The organism is Streptomyces sp. CNX435 (assembly GCF_059570575.1).
On the sequence record NZ_JCANTA010000016.1, the window covers coordinates 37,068 to 54,950 of the forward strand.

Consider the following 17,883-nt stretch of genomic DNA (forward strand, 5'->3'; position numbering starts at 1 on the left):
GTGGTCCTTTCCGGCCCGCCCGCGGCATTGCCTACCCCGTACAGCGCCGAACGTGCCCCCTCTGTCACTCCCGTTGCGGGGCTGACCGAGTCGTTCCGGGTGTGCGCGCGCCCGCAAGGGACCATAATCCGGCGATGGACGACCCCGGGGGCTACACACACTTCGATCCCAGAGCCGGTCACCGCCTCGCGCTGCACACCGCCGCCAAGAGATTACGGGCGGAGTTCCGCGAAGTGTTCGGCGAGGAGACCATCGAGCGCTTCCTGTACGGCGCGTACGGCGACATCGCGGTGCGCGGCGACGCGCCCGACGAATGGCCGCGGCTGACCGAGCGCTACGCGCGTCGCCGGCTGCGGGCGCTGGTCCAGGCGGAGGGGACGGGCCGCGACGGGCCGCCCGTCGTGCTCTTCCTGTGCGTGCAGAACGCGGGCCGCAGCATGATGGCGATGGGCCTCACGGCCCGGCTGGCGGAGGGCCGCGCGATGGCCTGGTCGGCCGGCTCCGCCCCGGGCGCCGCGGTCGACGCGGCCGCGGTGGCCGCGATGGGGGAGCGCGGGATCGACATCTCGGCCGAGGTCCCCACGGCGTGGACGGACGAGATGGTCCGGGCGGCGGACGTGATCGTCACGATGGGCTGCGGGGACGCCTGCCCGGTGTTCCCCGGCAAGCGCTACGTCAATTGGCCCCTGGACGACCCGCGCGGGTGGCCGGTGGCGGAGGTGCGGCCGTTACGGGACGAGATCGAGCGCCGGGTCCGCCAACTCCTCGCGGACCTGGGGATCCCGCCCCGCGACTGACGGCCGGGGGCGGGGGCTCGCGACCGGCGGCCCGCAGCTGACGGACCGTGACTGACGGACCGCGGCGCTCCGCTTCACCCGAAGGGCGGGTGGCGGTGCGCGTGTTGGTCGGCGGGCCCGACGCCCGCGCTGCGGATCATGGTGAGGCCGCCGTCCGCAGAGCGTGAAGGACCCCCACCGTGCCGCGAACCCGCACCCTACGCATGGCACTTGCCGTGCTCGCCGTCGCCGCCGGCCTCACCGGCAGCCCCGCCGCGGCCGTGACCGCCGGGCACCCCGACCCCACGACCCACGCCCCGCTCGTCCGCCACGTCCCGGCCGCCGCCGCTCCCGCCGTCCCGGCCGCTGCTCCCGCCGCGGCTCCGGCCGACGTCCCGGCGCCCGCCACCGCCACCGCGCTCGCCACCGCACCCGCGTCCGCCACCGCGCCCGCGCCCGCCTCCGCCACCGCGCCCGCCTCCGCCACCGCGCCCGCCTCCGCCACCGCGCCCGCCTCCGCGTCCGCCAGCGCCACCGGCGGAGCCGCCCTGCGGGACGAGCCCGTCTGCACCGGCGAGCACCTCGGCGATGCCCGGCTGGGGCCGGAGCACCTGCCGCGCTGGTGGGAGCCGCGGGTCGGCCCGCTGCTGCAGGGCTGGCGGCGGACCGGCTCCCTCACCCCGGCCGCGTTCCTGGAGAAGTACTGGACGGGCCCGGCCGACGGCGGCGGCTGGAAGTACCCGCCGAACGACGGCTTCGCCGAGGTCAACGGCAAAGTGGACCGGGAGGCGACCCGCCTGGTCCACGGCCAGCTGCTCGACCGCTTCGGCTCGGAGTCCGGCGGCTACCTGGCCCCCGCCGGTGACCACTACTCCGAGCGGGCGCTGCCCCCGCAGAACCTCCACACCCGCGACCCCGCCGCACCCTGCGACTACCGCGTCTACCAGGTCACCAAGCCCTTCTGGGTCTGGCAGGGCGCGGTCGCGCCGTGGTTCGAACAGCCCGGCGGGGGCGAGCAGATCAAGCTGGACCCGGTCTTCCTCGACCCGGGCGAGGGGCAGCGCCTCAACGTCACCTGGCTGCTGGAGCACGGCTATCTGGCTCCTGCATGACCCCGGCCCCCGGCCCCGGCCGCGGAGCCCGGCGGGGAGAGGTGACCGCGCGGCGCGGAGATTCTTCGGGAGCCGCGCTACGGGCCGTCAGTGGTGCTCGGAGACGAGGACGGCGACCGTGTCCGGGGCCAGCGCCTCGAAGACGTGCGGTACGTCGGCGGGATAGGAGGCGTAGTCGCCCGGTTCGAGGTCGACCGGCTCGTCCGCCACGCCCACCCGGGCCCGGCCGCTGCTGAGCACGACGTGCTCGATGACGCCGGGGGAGTGCGGGTCGGAGCGGCGCGGGGGGCCGGGCTGGACGGTGATGAGGTAGATGTCGCGGCGCGCGTGGGCGGGGGAGGAGGCGAGCAGCGTCGCGGCGTAGTCGGCGCGCTCGGAGGGCACGGACGGGCCCTCGCCGCGCCGGATGACCTGCACGCGGGGGCGGGGCGGCTCGACGAGCCGGGCGAACGGCACGTCGAGCGCGACGCTGAGCGCCCAGAGGGTCTCTACGCTCGGGTTGCCGGTGCCGGACTCCAGCTGGGAGAGCGTCGACTTGGCGATGCCGGCCCGGCGGGCCAGCTCCGTCAGCGTGAGCCCCGTGCGGCGGCGCTCGCGCTGGAGCGACGCGGCGATGGCGTCGAGGGGGGCTCCGCCGCTCTGGGGCATGGCGCGTGCTCCGTTCGCTCTGTCGGTCGTTTATTCGGCTTGACGAACAGGCTAGCGGATGTTCAGCATGGCAGCCATGCGTTCGATATGGCGAACCCTCCGCGGCGGCCTCTCCCGTGACCTCGTCCGCGACATCGCGCTCGTCTGCGCCGCGGACACGCTGGTCGGCGTCTCCTTCGGGGCCATCGCGGTCGGTGAAGGGCTGCCGCTGTGGCTGCCGGTGCTGCTGTCGGTGGTGGTCTTCGCGGGGGCGGCGCAGTTCATGTTCGTGGGCATCATCGCCTCCGGCGGCACCGCGCTGGCGGCCGTGGCGGCGGGACTGCTGGTGAACGCGCGGCACGTGCCGTTCGGCTTCACCGTCGGCGACGCGCTGGGCGGCGGGCGGCTGCGCCGCCTCGTCGGCAGCCACCTGATGATCGACGAGACCGTGGCGTTCGCGCTGGCCCAACGCGACCCGGAGCGGCGGCGGGCGGCGTACTGGGCGTGCGGCGCCGGGCTGTTCGTGTGCTGGAACGCCGGGGTGGCGCTCGGTGCGCTGGGCGGTACGGCGGTGAGCGACACGGACGCCTTCGGGCTGGACGCGGCGTTCCCGGCGGTGCTGCTGGCGCTGGTGCTGCCGTCGCTGCGGGAGGCGGGTACGCGGCGGGCGGCGCTGGTGGGGCTGGGGGTGGCGCTGGCGGCGGCGCCGTTCCTGCCGGCGGGGGTGCCGGTGTTGCTGGCGCTTGCGGGGCTGGCGGTGGCGGGGACCGGGGCAGGGGCCGCGACCGGGGCAGGGGCCGGTGAGGGTGCGGCCGGCGACGGCGCGTGGTCGGAGGGCGGTGCGTCGGAGGGCGGTCCGCCGGTGCCGGAGAGCGGATCGGCGGCCGGCGGCGCGGAGGCGTCCGGGGCCGGAGAGCCGGGTGGTGGAGATGACGGGCCGGGGGCCGGTCCGTACGACGAGGAGCGTGTTCCGTGACCGCGACGACCCTGGTGGCCGCCGTCCTCGTGCTCGGCGCGGGCACGTTCGCCTTCCGCTTCGCCGGCCCCGCGCTGCGCACCCGCGTACGGCTGGAGCCGCGCGTGGAGCGGCTGATGACGGTCGCGGCCATCGTGCTGCTCACCGCCCTGGTCGGCACGCAGGCGCTGCTCGACGACGGCGGCTTCGCGGGGGTCGCGCGGCCCGCGGGCGTTGCGGTCGGCGGCGTCCTGGCGTGGCGCCGGGTGCCGTTCGTCGTCGTGGTCGTCGCGGCGGCGGCCACGGCGGCGGGGCTGCGGCTGTGCGGCGTGGACTGAGCCGGGCGGGGCGGGTGCCGTATCGGCCGATGCATCAGTCGCCGCATCAGTAGCCGCATCAGTAGCCGCATCAGCCGTGTCGACGGCCGCCGCGTCAGTCGCGGCGCAGCAGCGTGTCCAGCACGGCGTTCAGGTACGGGTCGCGGTCGGCGCCGGACGGCAGCAGGCCGGGCACCGTCCGGTTCAGCTGGAGGTGCCCGAGGTACGTCGTGTACGCGGCCGTCGCCCGCAGCCGCGCCTCGGCCGGCGCGAGGCCCAACTCCGCGAAGACCTCCGCCAGATAACCGATCCGGCGCTCCGTCACCCGGCGCAGCGCCTCGGCGACCTGCGGCTGGTCGACGGCGGTGAGCAGGGACAGCTCCAGCGGATCCGACGGCGCGGACCCGACCGCGTACCCGAACAGCCGGCGCAGCCGTAGCTCGGGGTCGGGCTCGCGCTCCGTCTCGGCGATGACGGCCTCGGTGCTCAGTTCCTCCCAGCGGGCGAGCGCCGCCTCGACCAGCGCGCCGCGGTTGGCGAAGTGCCAGTAGAAGCTGCCCTTCGTGGTGCCGAGCCGGGCAGCGAGCGGTTCGACGGCGACCCCGGCGAGGCCGCGCTCGCCGATCGCGGCGAGGGCGGCGTCCGCCCAGTCCCGCGCGCTCAGCCGGCGCTTGCCGGGACCGGGCTTGGCGCCCCGGGGGTCCTCTTGCTGCTGCTCACGTCGGTGTTGCGGCATGACCGTACGGTACCGTATGGTCGGTAACCATACGCAAGCGTATGGAGGAGTCGTGCGCACGGTACGCAACATCCACGAGCGGATCTTCGACGCCCCCGCCGCCGCGGTGGGCGCCCTGATCGACCGCCTCTCCGCCCCCGACGACCCGGTCTTCCCCAGCCCCGCCTGGCCCCCGATGGCCTTCGACCGCCCGCTGCAGGTGGGCGCCGCCGGCGGCCACGGCCCCGTGCGCTACGCGGTGACGGCATACGAACCCGGCCGCCACGTCCGCTTCGGCTTCACGCCCCCCGACGACGGCTTCCACGAGATCACCGTCGAGCCGCTGGACGGCGGACGCTGTCGGCTACGGCACGTGCTGGAGTCACGGATGGGCCCGGCGGACCGGCTGATGTGGGCGCTGGCGATCCGGTGGGTGCACGACACGGTGGTCGAGGAGGTCTTCGACAACGCCGAGCTGGTGGCGACGGGCGCGGTCGCCCGGCCGGTGCGCCGCTCGCCGCTGGTGCGGCTGCTGCAGCGCGCGGACGCCGAGAAGGCGACCGCCGCGGAGCTGCCGGTGAACGCCGGGCTGGCCCGCGGCGCCTTCGAGCGGCCGGACTTCGCCGACTCGTGGCAGATCGCGCTGCGGCCCGGCATGCCGCGGGACGTCGCCGCCTGGCGTGCCGTGCTGCCGTTCCCGGTCGTGGCGCGCGAGGGCGCCGAGCTGCTGCTCGGCCGGGACGCCGGGCACCTGGACTTCCGCGCCTCGGTGCTCGTCGAGGACGAGCGGGTCACGCTGAGCACGGTCGTACGGATCCACAACCTGCGCGGTCGGCTGTACTTCGCCGTGGTCCGCCGCTTCCACCCGCGGGTGGTGCGGCGCATGCTGCGCCGCGCGTGGCGGCGGGAGGCGCTGGGGGCGCCGTCGGCGGGGGAGCGGGAGCTGGCGCGGGTTTCGTCGCCGGCGGGGGCGGGGCCTGCGGGGCGCCGAAGCCTTTACGGAGAGTGATGTAAGATTTACGATGTGTGGGTGACGGCGCCGATGGGCGGCGCGGGACCGACGTCACCAGCCAGGGAAAACCGGGGTTTGTCGTATGGCCGATCCACTGTCCGCCTCCGTCGTCCTGCGTGCGCTGAAGCGCGAGGGACTGACCGTCGTCGAGCACGGCGAATGGCGCACGCACAACCGCAACCACAAGGGCCCGTGGGGCCCGGTGCACGGTGTGATGGTCCACCACACCGCCACGTCCGGCACCGACGACAGCGTCCGGCTCTGCTACCGCGGCCGGCCCGACCTGCCGGGCCCGCTCTGCCACGGCGTCATCGACAAGCGGGGCCGGGTCCACCTCGTCGGCCACGGCCGGGCGAACCACGCGGGATCGGGTGACGACGAGGTGCTGCGCGCGGTGATCGCCGAACGGTACGGGGAACGGCCGCCGTCGCCCAACGAGCAGAACACGGACGGCAACGCCCGGTTCTACGGCTTCGAGTGCATCAACCGCGGTGACGGCGAGGACCCGTGGCCCGACGTGCAGTTGGAGGCCGCCGAGCGGGCCGCGGCGGCGCTGTGCCGGGCGCACGGGTGGCACGCGAAGTCGGTGATCGGGCACAAGGAGTGGACGAACCAGAAGATCGACCCGCGCGGCTTCGGCATGCCGGGGATGCGCGAGCGGATCGCCAAGCGCCTGGCGGGCAAGCCGGAAGGCGAGCCCCCGAGCCCTCCGAGCCCCCCGGCCCCTCCCGACGCCCCGGAACCCCCGGATCCGCCGAGCCCGGCACCCTGACCAGGACCGGCCAGCCGGTCCGCCCGCCGGCCGGTCAATTCCTCCGCCCGCCCGGCCATCTCCCCTACCCGCCTCGGCCCCGCCAGGCCGCTCCGGCGGACCGGACCGACCAATCTGCCCCTCCGGGGAAGCCTCACCGCGCCGCGCCGGTTGCACCGTCAGCAAGCCTGCCAGCGACCGAGCGGAGACCCCGTGCCCGAACCACCCGCCGATTCCACCCCACCCCTGATCGTCCGCGACCTGCCCGCACCGCCCCCGCTGGTCCACCGGGCATGGACCGACGCGGACCTGCTGGCCCGGTGGATCGGCCCGCGGGGCTACACCGTCCCCCGGGACAGCGTCACCGTCGAACCGTACGTCGGCGGACGCTTCGACTACTGCCTGGCCGAAGCGTCCGCCGAGGACACCCACGAGGGCACCCGTCACTGGCTCCGCAACCACATCACCGAACTCGCCGCCCCCCACCTCCTCGTCCTCACCTCCGCCCCCATGCCGGAGTACGGCACCCCCACCCCGGTCACCACCCGCATCCACCTGACCCCCGCCCCCACAGGCACCCGCCTGACGTTCACCCGCCCCTACCCACCGGCCCGCCGCCCCACGGCCCGCGCCACCTGGACCACGTCCTTCGACAACCTCGAAGCCCTCCTGCGCACCCTCACCTGACTCGCGCGGGCGGCGGCCCCCGCGGTCAACAGGTACGGCGGTACGGGACGTCGGGCAGATGGGTGCGCCACTCGGCGGCGGTGAGGCCGCCGGCCGCGCGAGCACAGACGGCCGCGGCCCAGCGCTCCGGGCTCAGCGTGCGCCGCCGCAGCGGCGTGTGCGGGGTCGCCGCCCGCAGCTCCGTGTCGCCGTCCGCGAAGGACAGGGCGAGCACCGGGCCCTCGACCGGGGGCAGCACGGCGGGCTTGTCCCCCGGGGAGTCGGTCTCCCACAGCCGGAGCGCGCCGTCGGTGTCGCCCATGGCGACGGTGTCGCCGTCGCGGGAGAAGGCGATCGCGGGGGTGTACCAGTCGTCCTCGCCCGGGCGCAGGAGCCGGGGGTCCGCGGCGGCCGGGGCCAGCACGGCGAGCAGCCGCCGGCCGGAGCCGTCCCACAGGGTGGTCCGGCCCGTCGTGAAGTCCGCGACCGCCAGAAAGCGCCCGTCCGGGCTGAAGACCGCCTTCCGCGGCCAGTCCTCCTTGCGCAGTCCCGGAGAGATCCGCCCGGTGCGGGTGTCGACCCGCATGTTGGTATCGGTCAGCGCCCACGCGCCGTCCGGCGACACCGCGAGCGGGATCCCGCCGCGGTCCTGCCGGCCGTCCCGGACGCGGACGGTGTGCTCGTTGCCGTACAGCTCCGTCAGCCTGGTGCCCCGCAGGGTCGTCTCGACTCGCCCGGTAGCACCGTCCCGGAGCTGGACGGTGCCCCGCGGGCCGGCCGTCGAGGTGGTGGCGAGCGTGTCGCCGGCCGGGTCGAACTCGGCGTCCTCCAGCGGCTCTTGCCGCCAGCGGCCGTCGAGGAGGGCGGCCAGCGAGAGAGTGCGCAGGACGCCGCCGGGCACCGAGCCCTCCGTGTAGCGCAGCACACCCTGCTCCGTATCGAAAGCGAGGTCGCCGATCTCGCTGCTCGTGCCGCCCAGCGGATACCGCAGCAGCGGCTCCCGCCCGTCCGCCGTCCGCCATAACCGGATCTCCTCCGCACGCCGGTCGAAGGTCGCGGCGTACGTCCCGTCCGCGCTGAAGACGGCGTTGTACACCTCCTCGCCGCGCAGGCGGGGCCGCTCCCGGCCGCCGAGGACGTCCCAGGTGCGCACGCCGCCGTACGTGGTGAACGCCAGGCCGCGGCTGTCCGGGGTGAACGTCATCTCCTCGGAGCCGCAGATCCCGGGAGGCGCGGCGGGCGTGAACCGCACGGGCAGCCGGCGGCGTTCGCGGATGTCCCACACCTCCGGCCGCCCTCCCAGCGGGCACCACGCGAGCCGCCGGCCGTCCGGGCTGACCGCCGGATACCGCTTGGCCTGCCGCCGCGCGGGTATCTCGAACAGCAGGTCGCCGCCCGGCTCCCACACCTGAACGGTGCGCATGCCCGGGTAGCCCGAGCCGTCCAGCACCAGCAGATCGCCGTCCGGGGAGAAAGAGAGGTCGCCCTTGTCGGAGCGGCCGAACGGAGCCCCGGCCGTACGTCTTTCGCGCAGATCCCACATCCGCAGCCGCCGCCCCTCCGCGATCACCGCCGTGCGGCCGTCCGGGCTGACGTCCAGCAGACCGTCCGCGCCCCGCCCGTAGCCCGGATACGAGGGCAGCCTGCGGCCGGTCGCGGTGTCCCAGCGCCGCGTCTCCGCGGGGGAGATGCGCTGGAACGTGCGGTGGTCGGCGGTGTAGCGGGACCAGACGCCCTCGATCTCCTCCCGCGTCGGCTCCTCGAACACCCCCTGCTCCGGCTGTGCCGTCGCCGCCGCCAGCGCGGCCCGCGTCGCCGGTACGTCGGCGATCTTCCAGGCGGCCACGCTCAGCCGCAGCGCCGTCCGCGGCTGTGCGTACCTCAGCTCCGCGGCGAGCGTGGCGATCCGGCGCGCCTCCGCCTCGTCGCGCTGGCGGGCGCTGACCCGGCTCTGCTGCCAGGCCAGCAGCCCGGCCACGACGGCCAGCGACAGCAGCAGCGCCAGCGAGACGGTCAGCGCCCGCAGCCGTCGGGTGGTACGGGCGGCGGCCCGTACCCCGCGCTCGTCCTCCGCGACGCTCGCGTCCAGGAACTCGCGCTCCAGCGGCGTGAGATCGGCGTCCGCCGACGCGAACTCCTCCCGCGCGCCCGCCAGCCGCACCCCCCGGGTCGCGCCCCAGCGCCTGCCACGCCTCGGCCGCATCGGTCAGCCGGCGGTGCAGCCGCAGCCGCTCGCGGTGGGCGCCGACCCAGTCCGCCAGCCGCGGCCAGCCGGTGATCAGCGCCTCGTGCGCCAGTTCCACCGCCGTGCCGTCCGCCGTCAGCAGCCGGGCGCGCAGGAGCCGTTCGAGTACCTCCGCGGCCTCCGCGGAGCGCACCAGCTCCGCCCGCTCGGCCGGGCGGCGGGTGTCGGGGGTGCCGTCGCCGGGGGCGATTAGCCGCAGGAGCACGGCCTGTGCGACGGCGGCCTGTTCGGGCCCGAGGGCGGCGTAGAACTCCTCCGCGGTGTGCGCGATCGCGCCCCGCACGCCGCCGATCTCCTCGTACGCCGCCACCGTCAGCGTCCGCCCGCGCCGGCGCCGCCACAACTCCAGCAGCGTGTGCGACAGCAGCGGCAGCCCGCCCGGCTCGTCGGCGACGTCGGCCACCAGCCGGGCCGTCAACGCCCGCTCCACCACCAGCCTGCCCGCCGCCGCCGGGCCCACCACCGCCTCGCGTAACCGCGCCGGCGACATCGGGCCCACCGGCAGGGTCGCCGGCCGCACCGCCTCCGCCAGCCGGTGGTCGGCCAGCAGCCGGGCGAAGAAGTCCGCGCGTACGGACAGCACCACCCGCAGCCGCGAGCCCGGCTCGACCGCCGTCCGCAGCAGCTCCAGGAACGCGGCCCGCTCGGCCGCGTCCCGGCACAGGCTGAAGACCTCCTCGAACTGGTCGACCAGCACGACCGTGTCGCCCTCGCCGGCCGCCGGGACCAGCCGGGCCGCGTGCGTACGGGCCGGCTGCCCGCTCGGCGTGAGGATCCGTACCGCCGCCACCCCCGCCGCCTCCGTCAGCCGCGGCACCAGCCCGGCCCGTAACAGCGACGACTTCCCGCTGCCCGACGCGCCGACCACCGCCGTGCAGCGGTGCTCCCGCACGAGCGCGGCCAGTTCGCCGGCGAGTTCGTCGCGGCCGAAGAACAGGCCCGCGTCTTCGGTGCCGTAGCGCGCGAGCCCTCGGTACGGGGCCGCGTCGGCGGGTGCCGCCCGGGCCGCGTCGGCGGCGGCCTCGGCCTCCCGCCAGCGCCGCTCCCACGGCGCCGCGTCGCCGCCGCAGGCGGCCACGTACGCCAGCAGCACCGGCAGCGACGGCAGCCGCTCGCCGGCCGCGGCGGCGGAGAGCGTCGGAGCGGAGTAGCCGGTGCGTGCGGCCAGCTCCCGGTACGTCGGTCCGCCGGCCTCGCGGCGGAGCTTGCGCAGCGCGTACGCGAACCGCTGCACAGGCCCGGCGGCCGGATCCAGCGCCTTCTCCCGCCGACCCATGACATCCCCACCCCTCTTTCACGCTAGCCGAATTGATAGGCGCGCCGAACGGGGACTGCCCATCAACGGGACGGCCGGTGGGCTCGGGGAGGTCATGCCGTCCGAGCCGCAAAGGAGCCCGCCATCGCCACCGTCCAGCAGCGCCTCAGCCGCCCGTCTGCCGCAGCCCGCCCCGGCCGCCGGCCCGCCGCCACCGCCGACGTCCCCCTGCCCCGCCCGGGAGCGGTGGCCGGCGGGCCCGCCGTGCTCGCGCTCGGCCTCGGGCTGTGGGGCCTCGGCCGGCAGGGCACGATGTGGCGCGACGAGGCGGTCACGTACGAGATGGCCCACCGCGACCCGTCCGCGCTGTTGCAGACACTGGCGCACTTCGACGCCGTGCACGGCCTCTACTACCTGCTTATGCACGGCGTCTTCGCGCTCTGGGACGGCGGCCTCCTCGCGCTCCGGCTGCCCTCCGTGCTGGCGACGGCCGCCGCCGCGGCCGGCGTCGCGCTGCTCGGCCGCCGGCTCGCGGGCCCACGCGCCGGGCTCCTCGCCGGGCTCGCGTACCCGCTGGTGCCGGACGTGCAGCGGTACGCGCAGGAAGGGCGTTCGTACGCGCTGGTGGCCGCCTGCCTCACCTGGGCCTGCCTGCTGTTCGTCCGCGGCGTCGACGAGCGCCGCGCCCGGCTCTGGGCCGGCTACGCCGCGCTGGCGCTGGCGGCGTGCTGGCTGCACGTGTTCGCGGTGCTGGCGACGGTGGCCCACGGCCTCACCCTGCGGCTGGTGCGGGCGCGGCCCGCGGCCCGGCGCGGCTGGTGGCCGGCGGCGGGCTGCGTCGCGCTGGGGATCGCGCCGCTTGCGGCGCGCGGTGCGGGGCAGTCGGCGCAGGTGGACTGGATTGGCCCGCCGGGCACGGCCGCCCTGCTGAAGTACGCCGTGATCGTGCTCCTCGGTCTCGGCCTCGCCCGGTACGTCCCGCGACCCGCCCGGCGACTGGTGCACCTCGCGCTGCCGCTCGCGATCCTCCCGGGCGCCGTGCTGCTTCTCGTCACCCCGCTGCGACCGCTTTACGTCGACCGCTACGTCCTCTGCTACGCCGTCGGCCTCGCACTCCTCGCCGGGGCGGCGCTCGACGGGGCGTTACGCGCCGTACGGCACGACCCGGTCTGGTCGCGGCGCGCCGCCGCCCGGCGCGCCTCCCGGTCACGGCCCTTCGGCCGTCGTGCCCCGCGACGCCTGACGGCCGCCGTCGCCGCCGTCCTCGCCGCCGTCCTCGCCGCGCTGCTCCCGGCCGCGCTCCACCTGCGCACGCCCGCCAGCCGGTTGGACGACGTCACCGCCGTGGCCCGCGCCGTACAGGACCAGGGCCGGCCCGGTGACGGCGTGCTGTTCCTGCCCGCCCGGCGGCGCGTGTGGCTGCAGGGTGCGCCCGGCGCGTACGACGGGCTCGTCGATCTGGCGCTCGCCGCCCCCGCCGCCGACTCGCGCACCCTCTACGGAGTGGAGCTGCCCGCAGAGCGCATCCGCGCCCGGCTGCTGGCCGCCGACCGGGTCGTCGTGCTGCGTGACCCGGTGGGGCAGCCGCTCGACACCACGCCCGGGGAGGTCGTCAAACGCGCCGTGCTGCGCGCGCACTTCACCGAATGCGTGACGCGCGCCGTTCGGGGTGCCCGTGTCTCCCTCTACGCGCGGTCCGGGCTCTGCCGGGCCGACTCCGCGTCGGCGGCCTCGTCGGCCGGCTCGTGGTCCTCGTCGTCGCCGTCGTTCTCCGTGGAGTAGCGGGGGCGCGGGGCCGAGGTGCGGACGATCTCGACCTCCGCGTACGGCGGGGTGTGCAGCCACAGCCGCCGCCCCACCGCGAGCCACACCACCCAGCAGAGCGCCACCAGGCCCGTGAAGCCCACCAGAGTGTTCGACAGGACCTCCGTCAGCGGCGGATGGTCCACCGTCGCCTTGTCCACCCAGTACGGGCCGCCCCACTTCCAGTCCATCGGGGCGTCCTCGGACGCCTGCGCCCAGATGGTCCAGGCGAATATCCGGCACGCGCCGTAGAGGAAGTAGGCGTGGTAGAGCGCCAGCAGGAAGCGGTCGGACAGGCCCACGCGGTGCCGGAGCCAGCCCCAGGCCGGGTCTGCGGGATAGACGTGCTGCTTGAAGTAGGTGGAGGTCAGGGAGCGGTAGTTGTACGCGAGCATCGCCAGCCAGAACAGGTCCCAGACCAGGCCGAGGCTGCCGTAGTACGCCGCGGCGTCGCCGTAGCGGCCCTCCTGCGCCGCGTACGCCCACATGCCCGTCGAGTACTGCTGTTCGGTGAAGGGGAAGAAGAGCATCACGCCGACGCTGTCGAAGCAGTCGGTCAGCACGTGCGCCCACTGCCCGATCAGCAGGCCCAGCGCCCATTCCCGGCTCTTGAAGATCACCAGCACGAGCAGCGCGAGCACCACGCCCCACGCCAGGGTGTGGGTGAAGCCGACGCCCGGCCAGCCGCGGTGGTAGTCCCAGGCGCTCTCCGGCTTGAAGGAGAGGGGGCCGATCTCGACGCCGTAGACCGTGCCCTTCGTGCCCATGTCGGGCAGGAAGCAGCCGAGGAGGATCGCCAGGTACGAGACCTTGACCTTGGTGTGCTTGTGGAGGATGTAGCTCTCCAGCTCATGTGCCGCCCAGCTCACCGGTCCACCCCCGCGCTGCCGGCGTCGGCGTCCGCGTCGGTCTCGACGGCGCCGTCGTCCCCGTCCCCGTGCCGCCGTGCGCGCAGCTTGTCCACCGCCCAGCCGGTCAGCAGGATCGCGACCACCGCGACCACCGGGCCGCGGGTCCAGGTGAGGATGCCGCGGGTGAAGATCGCGCCGCCGGCGACGAGGGCGACGACGGCGACCGCGTAGCCAGCGATGTCGCCGGCGCGGGTGCGGCGTACGGGGCGCAGGAACGCCGGTCGGCTAGGCACCGGGGGTCACCTCCCCGCGACGGCTCGGTTCCGCGCCGCGGAGTGCCGCGCCGTGGAGCGCCGCGCCGTACGCGCCGGTCCGGCGGCGGGCCGGTTCCGTTCGTACGGGCCCGCCCCCGCGTCCCGTTCCGTTCCCGCGTCCGGCATCGCCGCCGCGTATCGCGCCCTCACCGTGCACCGCGCCCCCCACCGTTCCGGGCCTCCCCGCCGCGTGCGGCCTCGCCGTCACGTGCGCGTACCGCCACGTCCTGTTCCCGCCCCCGCGGCTCCCCGGCCGCGCTGGCCCCCTTCTGGTCGTCCGGGATCTTACGGGAGGGGGTGCGGTGCCCGGCACTGGGTGGTCAGTCGGCGGGCCTGGTCTCGTAGACCAGCAGCTCGGTGCCGGCGGGCGCGGTGCCGTCGTCGGGGGCCGCCCACATGCGCAGCCCGTCGCCGGCCAGCGCCTCCAGCAGCACGGGGTTGCGGGTCGCGACGTGCCCGCCGGTGGACCAGAGGGTCACCGGCACCTCGTGCTCGATGTCGAACGTCCGCAGGTCGATCGTCGCGATGCCGCCCAGCTCGAAGTCGGCGCCGGAGGCGTTCTTGAAGCCGGTGATGCCGGTGCAGAGCATCTTGCCCGAGTCGGCGTACGCGCAGTCCTGGTAGTCGACGAAGTGGCTCTGGTTCGTACGCCGCTGGAGCTGCCGGCCGTGCCGGTCCCAGCTGTAGAGGGTCCGCGAGCCCCACGAGACGCCGTGCACCTGGCCGGTGCGCGGCTCGGGCACCACGCCGCCGACGTGGTCGTCCACCCGGAACGCCGCGGTCGCCTTCAGCGTGCGGACGTCGACGCGGTAGACGACCGCCGCGCTGTTCGGCCGGTACTCCGCGACCGGGACCCACACTGAGCGGCCGTCGGTGTCGATGCCGCCGGGGTGGTACATGTCGCCCTCGCCCAGCGTGATGTCCTGCAGCAGCCGGCCCTTCAGGTCGAGGACGAAGAGGTGGCCCACGCCGCGGCCGGGGCTGCGGTCGTAGCCGTCGACGGGCTCCGGGTAGCGCACGGGCGGCTCGATGACCTCGACGCTGGAGAGGAACAGCCGGTCGCCGACGCGGGTCATCCCCTGCGGGTGATACGTCTCGAAGTCCAGCGGCAGCTTCTCGACCAGCTCCCACGTGCTGTTGCGGTCCAGCTTGCCGACGGCCTCGACGACGCGGGCGTCGCGCTCCGGCCGGTGGTCGCCGCCGGGCCGTGCGGCGGGGGCCGCGGAGGCGGCGACGGTGCCGAGCAGGGCCGCGGCCAGGGCAGTGACGCCGAGCGCTCTGACGTACCTCATGTGGATCGATCCTCTCCCTCGCGGGCCGGCCGGCCGGCGAGGTGCTCCCCGCGGTGGCCGCCGGCCGGCGCCCGATGATGGCGAGGCCATCCTGCCCGTACGTGACAGCGAGGCAATCCCGCGGCGAACAGCGGGACACGGCGACGCGATGCGGCGAGCGGCGGAGAGGCGCCGGGCCACCGGCGAACGGCGGCACGCGGCGGACATGACACGGCGACGGGACACCGCGCCGTCCGCGATGCCCCGCCGCCGCGCCGGGTACCCCCTTCTCAGTCCGCCATGCCGAGCACGGTCAGCGAGTACGGCGTGAAGCCCAGCTCCATCGTCCGCGTCACCTCGAACCCGTCCCGGGCCACCTCCGCCTCGATCAGCGACCCGGTGAACGGGTCCGTCACGTACACCGACTCCTCCCCCGGCGCCAGCGCCGCCTGGTTCTTCGTCCAGTCCGCGGAGACCTCGAACGGCTCGGTCACCTTCGAGGAGGCGACGACCTTCGCGCTCTTCGGGTCGACGCCGTGCAGCTCGCCGTCCGCGGTGAGCGCGAGGCCCTGGTCCCAGTACGGGTCCCAGGTGTACGTGGCACGCGCGGCCGGCAGGTCGACGCGGCGCATCGTGCGCTCGTCGAGGTCGATCGCGGCCATCGCCTCGTCGCCGAAGGTGCCGAGGACCGCGTCCCCGCTCGCGCCCGCGAAGGAGCTGACGTGCTCCTCCTCGCCGCTGCCCGCCGGGTTGGGGATCTTGTCGGTGGTCCACTCGCCGCCGTCGCCGCGCTCCAGCACCAGCACGCCGTCCGAGCAGCCGAAGAGCAGCAGCCCGTCGTCGACGGCGAGTTCGCCGTGCAGGTCGGGGCAGTCGCGGAAGGTGTCGACCTCGCGGTTGTGCTCGTCGTGGACGCGTACGCCCACGGGCAGGTCCTCCTCGGTCTTCCCGGGGACGGAGACGACCATCTCGCCGGTCTCCAGGGTCACGGCGACGCCGTGGTGCGGGCCCTCGGCCTTCAGCTCCCGCTCGGGGTCGGTGCTCGCGTGCTCCTCGCCGATGTGCAGGACCTCCGCCTTGCCCGTGCCGTCGTCGAAGACGGTGACGTGCTCGCCGTGCGGCACGACGTGCGAGGGGTACTCGCCCTGCAAGCTGCCGAGGACGCGGGGGCGTTCGTGGTGCGGGTCCTGGTGGGCGCCGTGGTCCTCCCAGCGGATGCCGGCGTCCACGAGGTGGGTCACGCCCTGCTCGCCCTGCGGCAGCAGCACGTGGGTGCCGTCCTCGGTGCGTACGGGCCGGGACTGGCCCTCGACGTCGAGCGTACGCACCGTGCCGCCGTCGGCGAGGCCGAGGACGCGGACCGTGCCCGAGCCCTGCTCGGTGACGACGGCGCGCAGCTCGGGGGCGCCGTGCGGGACCTTCTCGGCGGGCCAGCCGGACCGGTCGGCGCCGGCCGGTGCGCTGCCGGCGGCGCCGGACCCGCGGTCGGCCCCGGGCTTTCCGCCTGCTGCGTCGTCGGCGGCATCGTTCTCCGCACACCCGCCGGCCAGCACCAGGGCCATCGCCGCCACACCCGTCGCGAGCGCCTTCCTTGTTTTCGTAATGACAATCATTTTCATGACGATAGCAGGAGTGTGCGCGGACGTCGGCCACCGGGGCGCCGCCGCGGCGCGTGTGCGGCGGCCCGCGGTGCGGGACGCGTACGGCGACGCCACCGGCGCCGCGCGAGCCGCGCCGCGCGAGCCGCGCCGCGCGAGCCGCGCCGCGGTGCTCGCTCGTCATGACGCCGGCGGCGGGCGGGCGGTGGCCGGCCGTGATGTCCGTACGCGAGGTCCGTGACGCCTGCGCGCGGCGGGACGGAGCACGCGGGCATGCGAGAGGCCGGCGACCCCACCCAGCGGGGCCGCCGGCCCGTCTCGCGGCTCGGCGTGTGCCGTAGCGCGGCGCGCGGCTCACCACGCGCCGCGGCCGGGCGCACGTCGCGGCCGGGCGCACGCCGCGGCCCGGTGCACGCCGCCGCTCGGTGCACGCCGCCGCTCGGCGCACACCGCCGCTCGGCGCACGCCGCGGCTCAGTGCGTGTCGTGGCTCAGTGCGTGTCGTGGCTCCCGTGCTCCGGTGCCTCGCGGGTGGGCTTCATCGCCTCCGCGTTGTGCTCGCCGGCCACCGTGCCGTTCGGGTTGGTCACCACCAGCAGCCCCGCCACGCCCATGTCCGCGTGGCTCTGGACGTGGCAGTGGTACATCCACCGCCCCGAGCCGACCAGTTCGCCCGCGACGAACTGGAAGCCGAACGAGTCGCCCGGCCCGACGATCTTGTTGTCGATGATCGGCGTCGGGTCGTCCACGCTGGTCAGCATGCCGGTGCGGTTGTCCGCCCAGCGGTGACCGTGCAGGTGGAACGTGTGGTAGAACTCGCCGTGCGTGATCATGACGACCTCGCAGCGCTCGCCGAGCGTGGCCGTGAAGTCGGGGCCGTGGCCGGCGACGTTGTTGATGGTGTTGTCGTTGAAGACGATGACGAACTTCTTGTCGGGCAGCTTGTCGCCGCGCCGCCGGACGATCAGGCCGCCGTACAGCCCGCGCCTGACGCCGCCGGAGCCGTGCGGGGTGCCGACCGCGTGGTCGTGGTAGTGCCAGTAGCCCGCGCTGCCCGGCTGTATGGTCCCGTCGCTGCGGGTGCCGGCGGTGTGCGAGTGCCAGACGTAGTCGCGCGAACCGCCCGGCGGTACCGCGCTGTTCGTCATCGGCGTGCCGTCGTTGTCGATGTCGTAGTCGACGCCGTGGACGTGCAGGCTGGCCTCGATGTCGAGGTTGTTGACCAGCTTGATCACCATGCTGTCGCCCTCGTACATCTCCAGCAGCGGACCGGGGATGGAGGGCTTGCCCGGTTCGAGGCCGTAGCCGAGCTGGCCGTCCGGCATCGCCTCGGCGTACATGGTGATCCGCTTGATCTCGCCCAGAGGCTGGGGTTGTGGTTTGTCGTCGGACCCGGTGGCGGTCGCTCCCGAGGTGGAGAGCGCAACCGGGGTCGCCAGCGCGGCGGCGGCCGCCCCGCCGGTGAACGACCTTCTGGAAAAGACCTTGCGCGGCATGGTGCCCCCGCCTTCTCGCGCGTTTTTGACTCGTCCCTGACAGCCGTTCATGGTAGGGGCCTGTCGGAGCTTTGCCCATCCTCAGGACAAAGTTCGAACCGAATCCGGCTGTAGGCATTG

The 17,883-nt window shown here is 75.2% G+C and carries 16 protein-coding genes and 2 pseudogenes; 9 read left to right on the top strand and 9 right to left on the bottom strand.

The features are described 5' to 3' along the window. Positions 1-134 precede the first annotated feature (134 nt). Complete coding sequence (locus T328_RS24105) at positions 135-797, top strand: arsenate reductase/protein-tyrosine-phosphatase family protein (protein WP_496498238.1); 663 nt, start codon at positions 135-137, stop codon at positions 795-797. Between the two features lie 203 nt (positions 798-1,000). Further along, complete coding sequence (locus tag T328_RS24110; protein WP_496498239.1) at positions 1,001-1,888, top strand: TNT domain-containing protein; 888 nt, start codon at positions 1,001-1,003, stop codon at positions 1,886-1,888. An 87-nt stretch (positions 1,889-1,975) separates the two neighbouring features. Here the strand turns inward: T328_RS24110 and T328_RS24115 are convergent, their stop codons facing one another. Further along, entirely contained in the window at positions 1,976-2,536 is a 561-nt protein-coding gene (locus tag T328_RS24115; RefSeq protein WP_496498240.1) for a helix-turn-helix domain-containing protein, read from the bottom strand. Between the two features lie 76 nt (positions 2,537-2,612). Between T328_RS24115 and T328_RS24120 the strand changes: the two genes are divergently transcribed. Together T328_RS24120 and T328_RS24125 are read left to right on the top strand one after the other, a co-directional pair. Further along, positions 2,613-3,491, top strand: coding sequence for an AzlC family ABC transporter permease (locus tag T328_RS24120; RefSeq protein WP_496498241.1), 879 nt, complete (start codon positions 2,613-2,615; stop codon positions 3,489-3,491). Next, positions 3,488-3,808 carry an AzlD domain-containing protein gene (locus tag T328_RS24125; protein WP_496498242.1) on the top strand — a complete coding sequence of 107 codons (321 nt, stop codon included), beginning with the start codon at positions 3,488-3,490 and terminating at the stop codon, positions 3,806-3,808. The genes T328_RS24120 and T328_RS24125 overlap by 4 nt, the downstream gene beginning before the upstream one ends. Positions 3,809-3,902: 94 nt before the next feature. Here T328_RS24125 and T328_RS24130 read toward each other — a convergent pair whose 3' ends face one another. Further along, positions 3,903-4,523, bottom strand: coding sequence for a TetR/AcrR family transcriptional regulator (locus T328_RS24130; RefSeq protein WP_496498243.1), 621 nt, complete (start codon positions 4,521-4,523; stop codon positions 3,903-3,905). Between the two features lie 52 nt (positions 4,524-4,575). Between T328_RS24130 and T328_RS24135 the strand changes: the two genes are divergently transcribed. The 3 genes and pseudogenes from T328_RS24135 to T328_RS24145 all read left to right on the top strand — a co-directional run bounded on the left by T328_RS24135 (position 4,576) and on the right by T328_RS24145 (position 6,952). Further along, positions 4,576-5,511, top strand: coding sequence for a DUF2867 domain-containing protein (locus T328_RS24135; RefSeq protein ID WP_496498244.1), 936 nt, complete (start codon positions 4,576-4,578; stop codon positions 5,509-5,511). An 85-nt stretch (positions 5,512-5,596) separates the two neighbouring features. Next, positions 5,597-6,244 (top strand): annotated as a pseudogene (locus T328_RS24140) (peptidoglycan recognition protein family protein); the annotation flags it as partial. A 234-nt stretch (positions 6,245-6,478) separates the two neighbouring features. Then, positions 6,479-6,952: an SRPBCC family protein gene (locus tag T328_RS24145; RefSeq protein ID WP_496498245.1), complete on the top strand. Its 474-nt coding sequence runs from the start codon at positions 6,479-6,481 to the stop codon at positions 6,950-6,952. Between the two features lie 25 nt (positions 6,953-6,977). Here the strand turns inward: T328_RS24145 and T328_RS24150 are convergent, their stop codons facing one another. Beyond that, positions 6,978-9,134, bottom strand: a complete 2,157-nt coding sequence (locus T328_RS24150) for a WD40 repeat domain-containing protein (RefSeq protein ID WP_496498246.1) — start codon at positions 9,132-9,134, stop codon at positions 6,978-6,980. Between the two features lie 22 nt (positions 9,135-9,156). Further along, positions 9,157-10,452: pseudogene (locus T328_RS24155) on the bottom strand (helix-turn-helix domain-containing protein); the annotation flags it as partial. Between the two features lie 225 nt (positions 10,453-10,677). Between T328_RS24155 and T328_RS24160 the strand changes: the two are divergent. After that, positions 10,678-12,213 carry a glycosyltransferase family 39 protein gene (locus T328_RS24160; protein ID WP_496498247.1) on the top strand — a complete coding sequence of 512 codons (1,536 nt, stop codon included), beginning with the start codon at positions 10,678-10,680 and terminating at the stop codon, positions 12,211-12,213. Here the strand turns inward: T328_RS24160 and T328_RS24165 are convergent. From T328_RS24165 to T328_RS24180, 4 genes are all read right to left on the bottom strand, one after another. Next, positions 12,117-13,103 carry a metal-dependent hydrolase gene (locus T328_RS24165; protein WP_496498248.1) on the bottom strand — a complete coding sequence of 329 codons (987 nt, stop codon included), beginning with the start codon at positions 13,101-13,103 and terminating at the stop codon, positions 12,117-12,119. The two genes, T328_RS24160 and T328_RS24165, sit on opposite strands and share 97 nt — an antisense overlap. After that, positions 13,100-13,378 carry a hypothetical protein gene (locus tag T328_RS24170; RefSeq protein ID WP_496498249.1) on the bottom strand — a complete coding sequence of 93 codons (279 nt, stop codon included), beginning with the start codon at positions 13,376-13,378 and terminating at the stop codon, positions 13,100-13,102. Before T328_RS24170 ends, T328_RS24165 begins: the two co-directional genes overlap by 4 nt. Before the next feature lie 341 nt (positions 13,379-13,719). Continuing rightward, complete coding sequence (locus T328_RS24175) at positions 13,720-14,691, bottom strand: DUF6454 family protein (protein WP_496498250.1); 972 nt, start codon at positions 14,689-14,691, stop codon at positions 13,720-13,722. 269 nt (positions 14,692-14,960) lie between these two features. Beyond that, positions 14,961-16,283 (bottom strand): hypothetical protein, encoded by a 1,323-nt coding sequence (locus tag T328_RS24180; protein ID WP_496498251.1) that lies wholly within the window; start codon positions 16,281-16,283, stop codon positions 14,961-14,963. 4 nt (positions 16,284-16,287) lie between these two features. Here T328_RS24180 and T328_RS24185 point away from each other — a divergent pair, with 4 nt between their 5' ends. Further along, positions 16,288-16,509, top strand: coding sequence for a hypothetical protein (locus T328_RS24185; RefSeq protein ID WP_496498252.1), 222 nt, complete (start codon positions 16,288-16,290; stop codon positions 16,507-16,509). A 249-nt stretch (positions 16,510-16,758) separates the two neighbouring features. On the opposite strand, the gene T328_RS24190 is transcribed toward T328_RS24185, so the two are convergent. Continuing rightward, positions 16,759-17,763, bottom strand: a complete 1,005-nt coding sequence (locus T328_RS24190) for a multicopper oxidase domain-containing protein (RefSeq protein WP_496498253.1) — start codon at positions 17,761-17,763, stop codon at positions 16,759-16,761. Positions 17,764-17,883: the final 120 nt, after the last annotated feature.

Bases quoted from the DNA above. Each gene is read 5' to 3' on its own strand.
- T328_RS24105 (WP_496498238.1), top strand. From the start codon at position 135: ATGGACGACCCCGGGGGCTACACACACTTCGATCCCAGAGCCGGTCAC.
- T328_RS24110 (WP_496498239.1), top strand. From the start codon at position 1,001: ATGGCACTTGCCGTGCTCGCCGTCGCCGCCGGCCTCACCGGCAGCCCC.
- T328_RS24115 (WP_496498240.1), bottom strand. From the start codon at position 2,536: ATGCCCCAGAGCGGCGGAGCCCCCCTCGACGCCATCGCCGCGTCGCTC.
- T328_RS24120 (WP_496498241.1), top strand. From the start codon at position 2,613: ATGCGTTCGATATGGCGAACCCTCCGCGGCGGCCTCTCCCGTGACCTC.
- T328_RS24130 (WP_496498243.1), bottom strand. From the start codon at position 4,523: ATGCCGCAACACCGACGTGAGCAGCAGCAAGAGGACCCCCGGGGCGCC.
- T328_RS24150 (WP_496498246.1), bottom strand. From the start codon at position 9,134: ATGCGGCCGAGGCGTGGCAGGCGCTGGGGCGCGACCCGGGGGGTGCGG.
- T328_RS24175 (WP_496498250.1), bottom strand. From the start codon at position 14,691: ATGAGGTACGTCAGAGCGCTCGGCGTCACTGCCCTGGCCGCGGCCCTG.
- T328_RS24180 (WP_496498251.1), bottom strand. From the start codon at position 16,283: ATGATTGTCATTACGAAAACAAGGAAGGCGCTCGCGACGGGTGTGGCG.
- T328_RS24185 (WP_496498252.1), top strand. From the start codon at position 16,288: ATGACGATAGCAGGAGTGTGCGCGGACGTCGGCCACCGGGGCGCCGCC.
- T328_RS24190 (WP_496498253.1), bottom strand. From the start codon at position 17,763: ATGCCGCGCAAGGTCTTTTCCAGAAGGTCGTTCACCGGCGGGGCGGCC.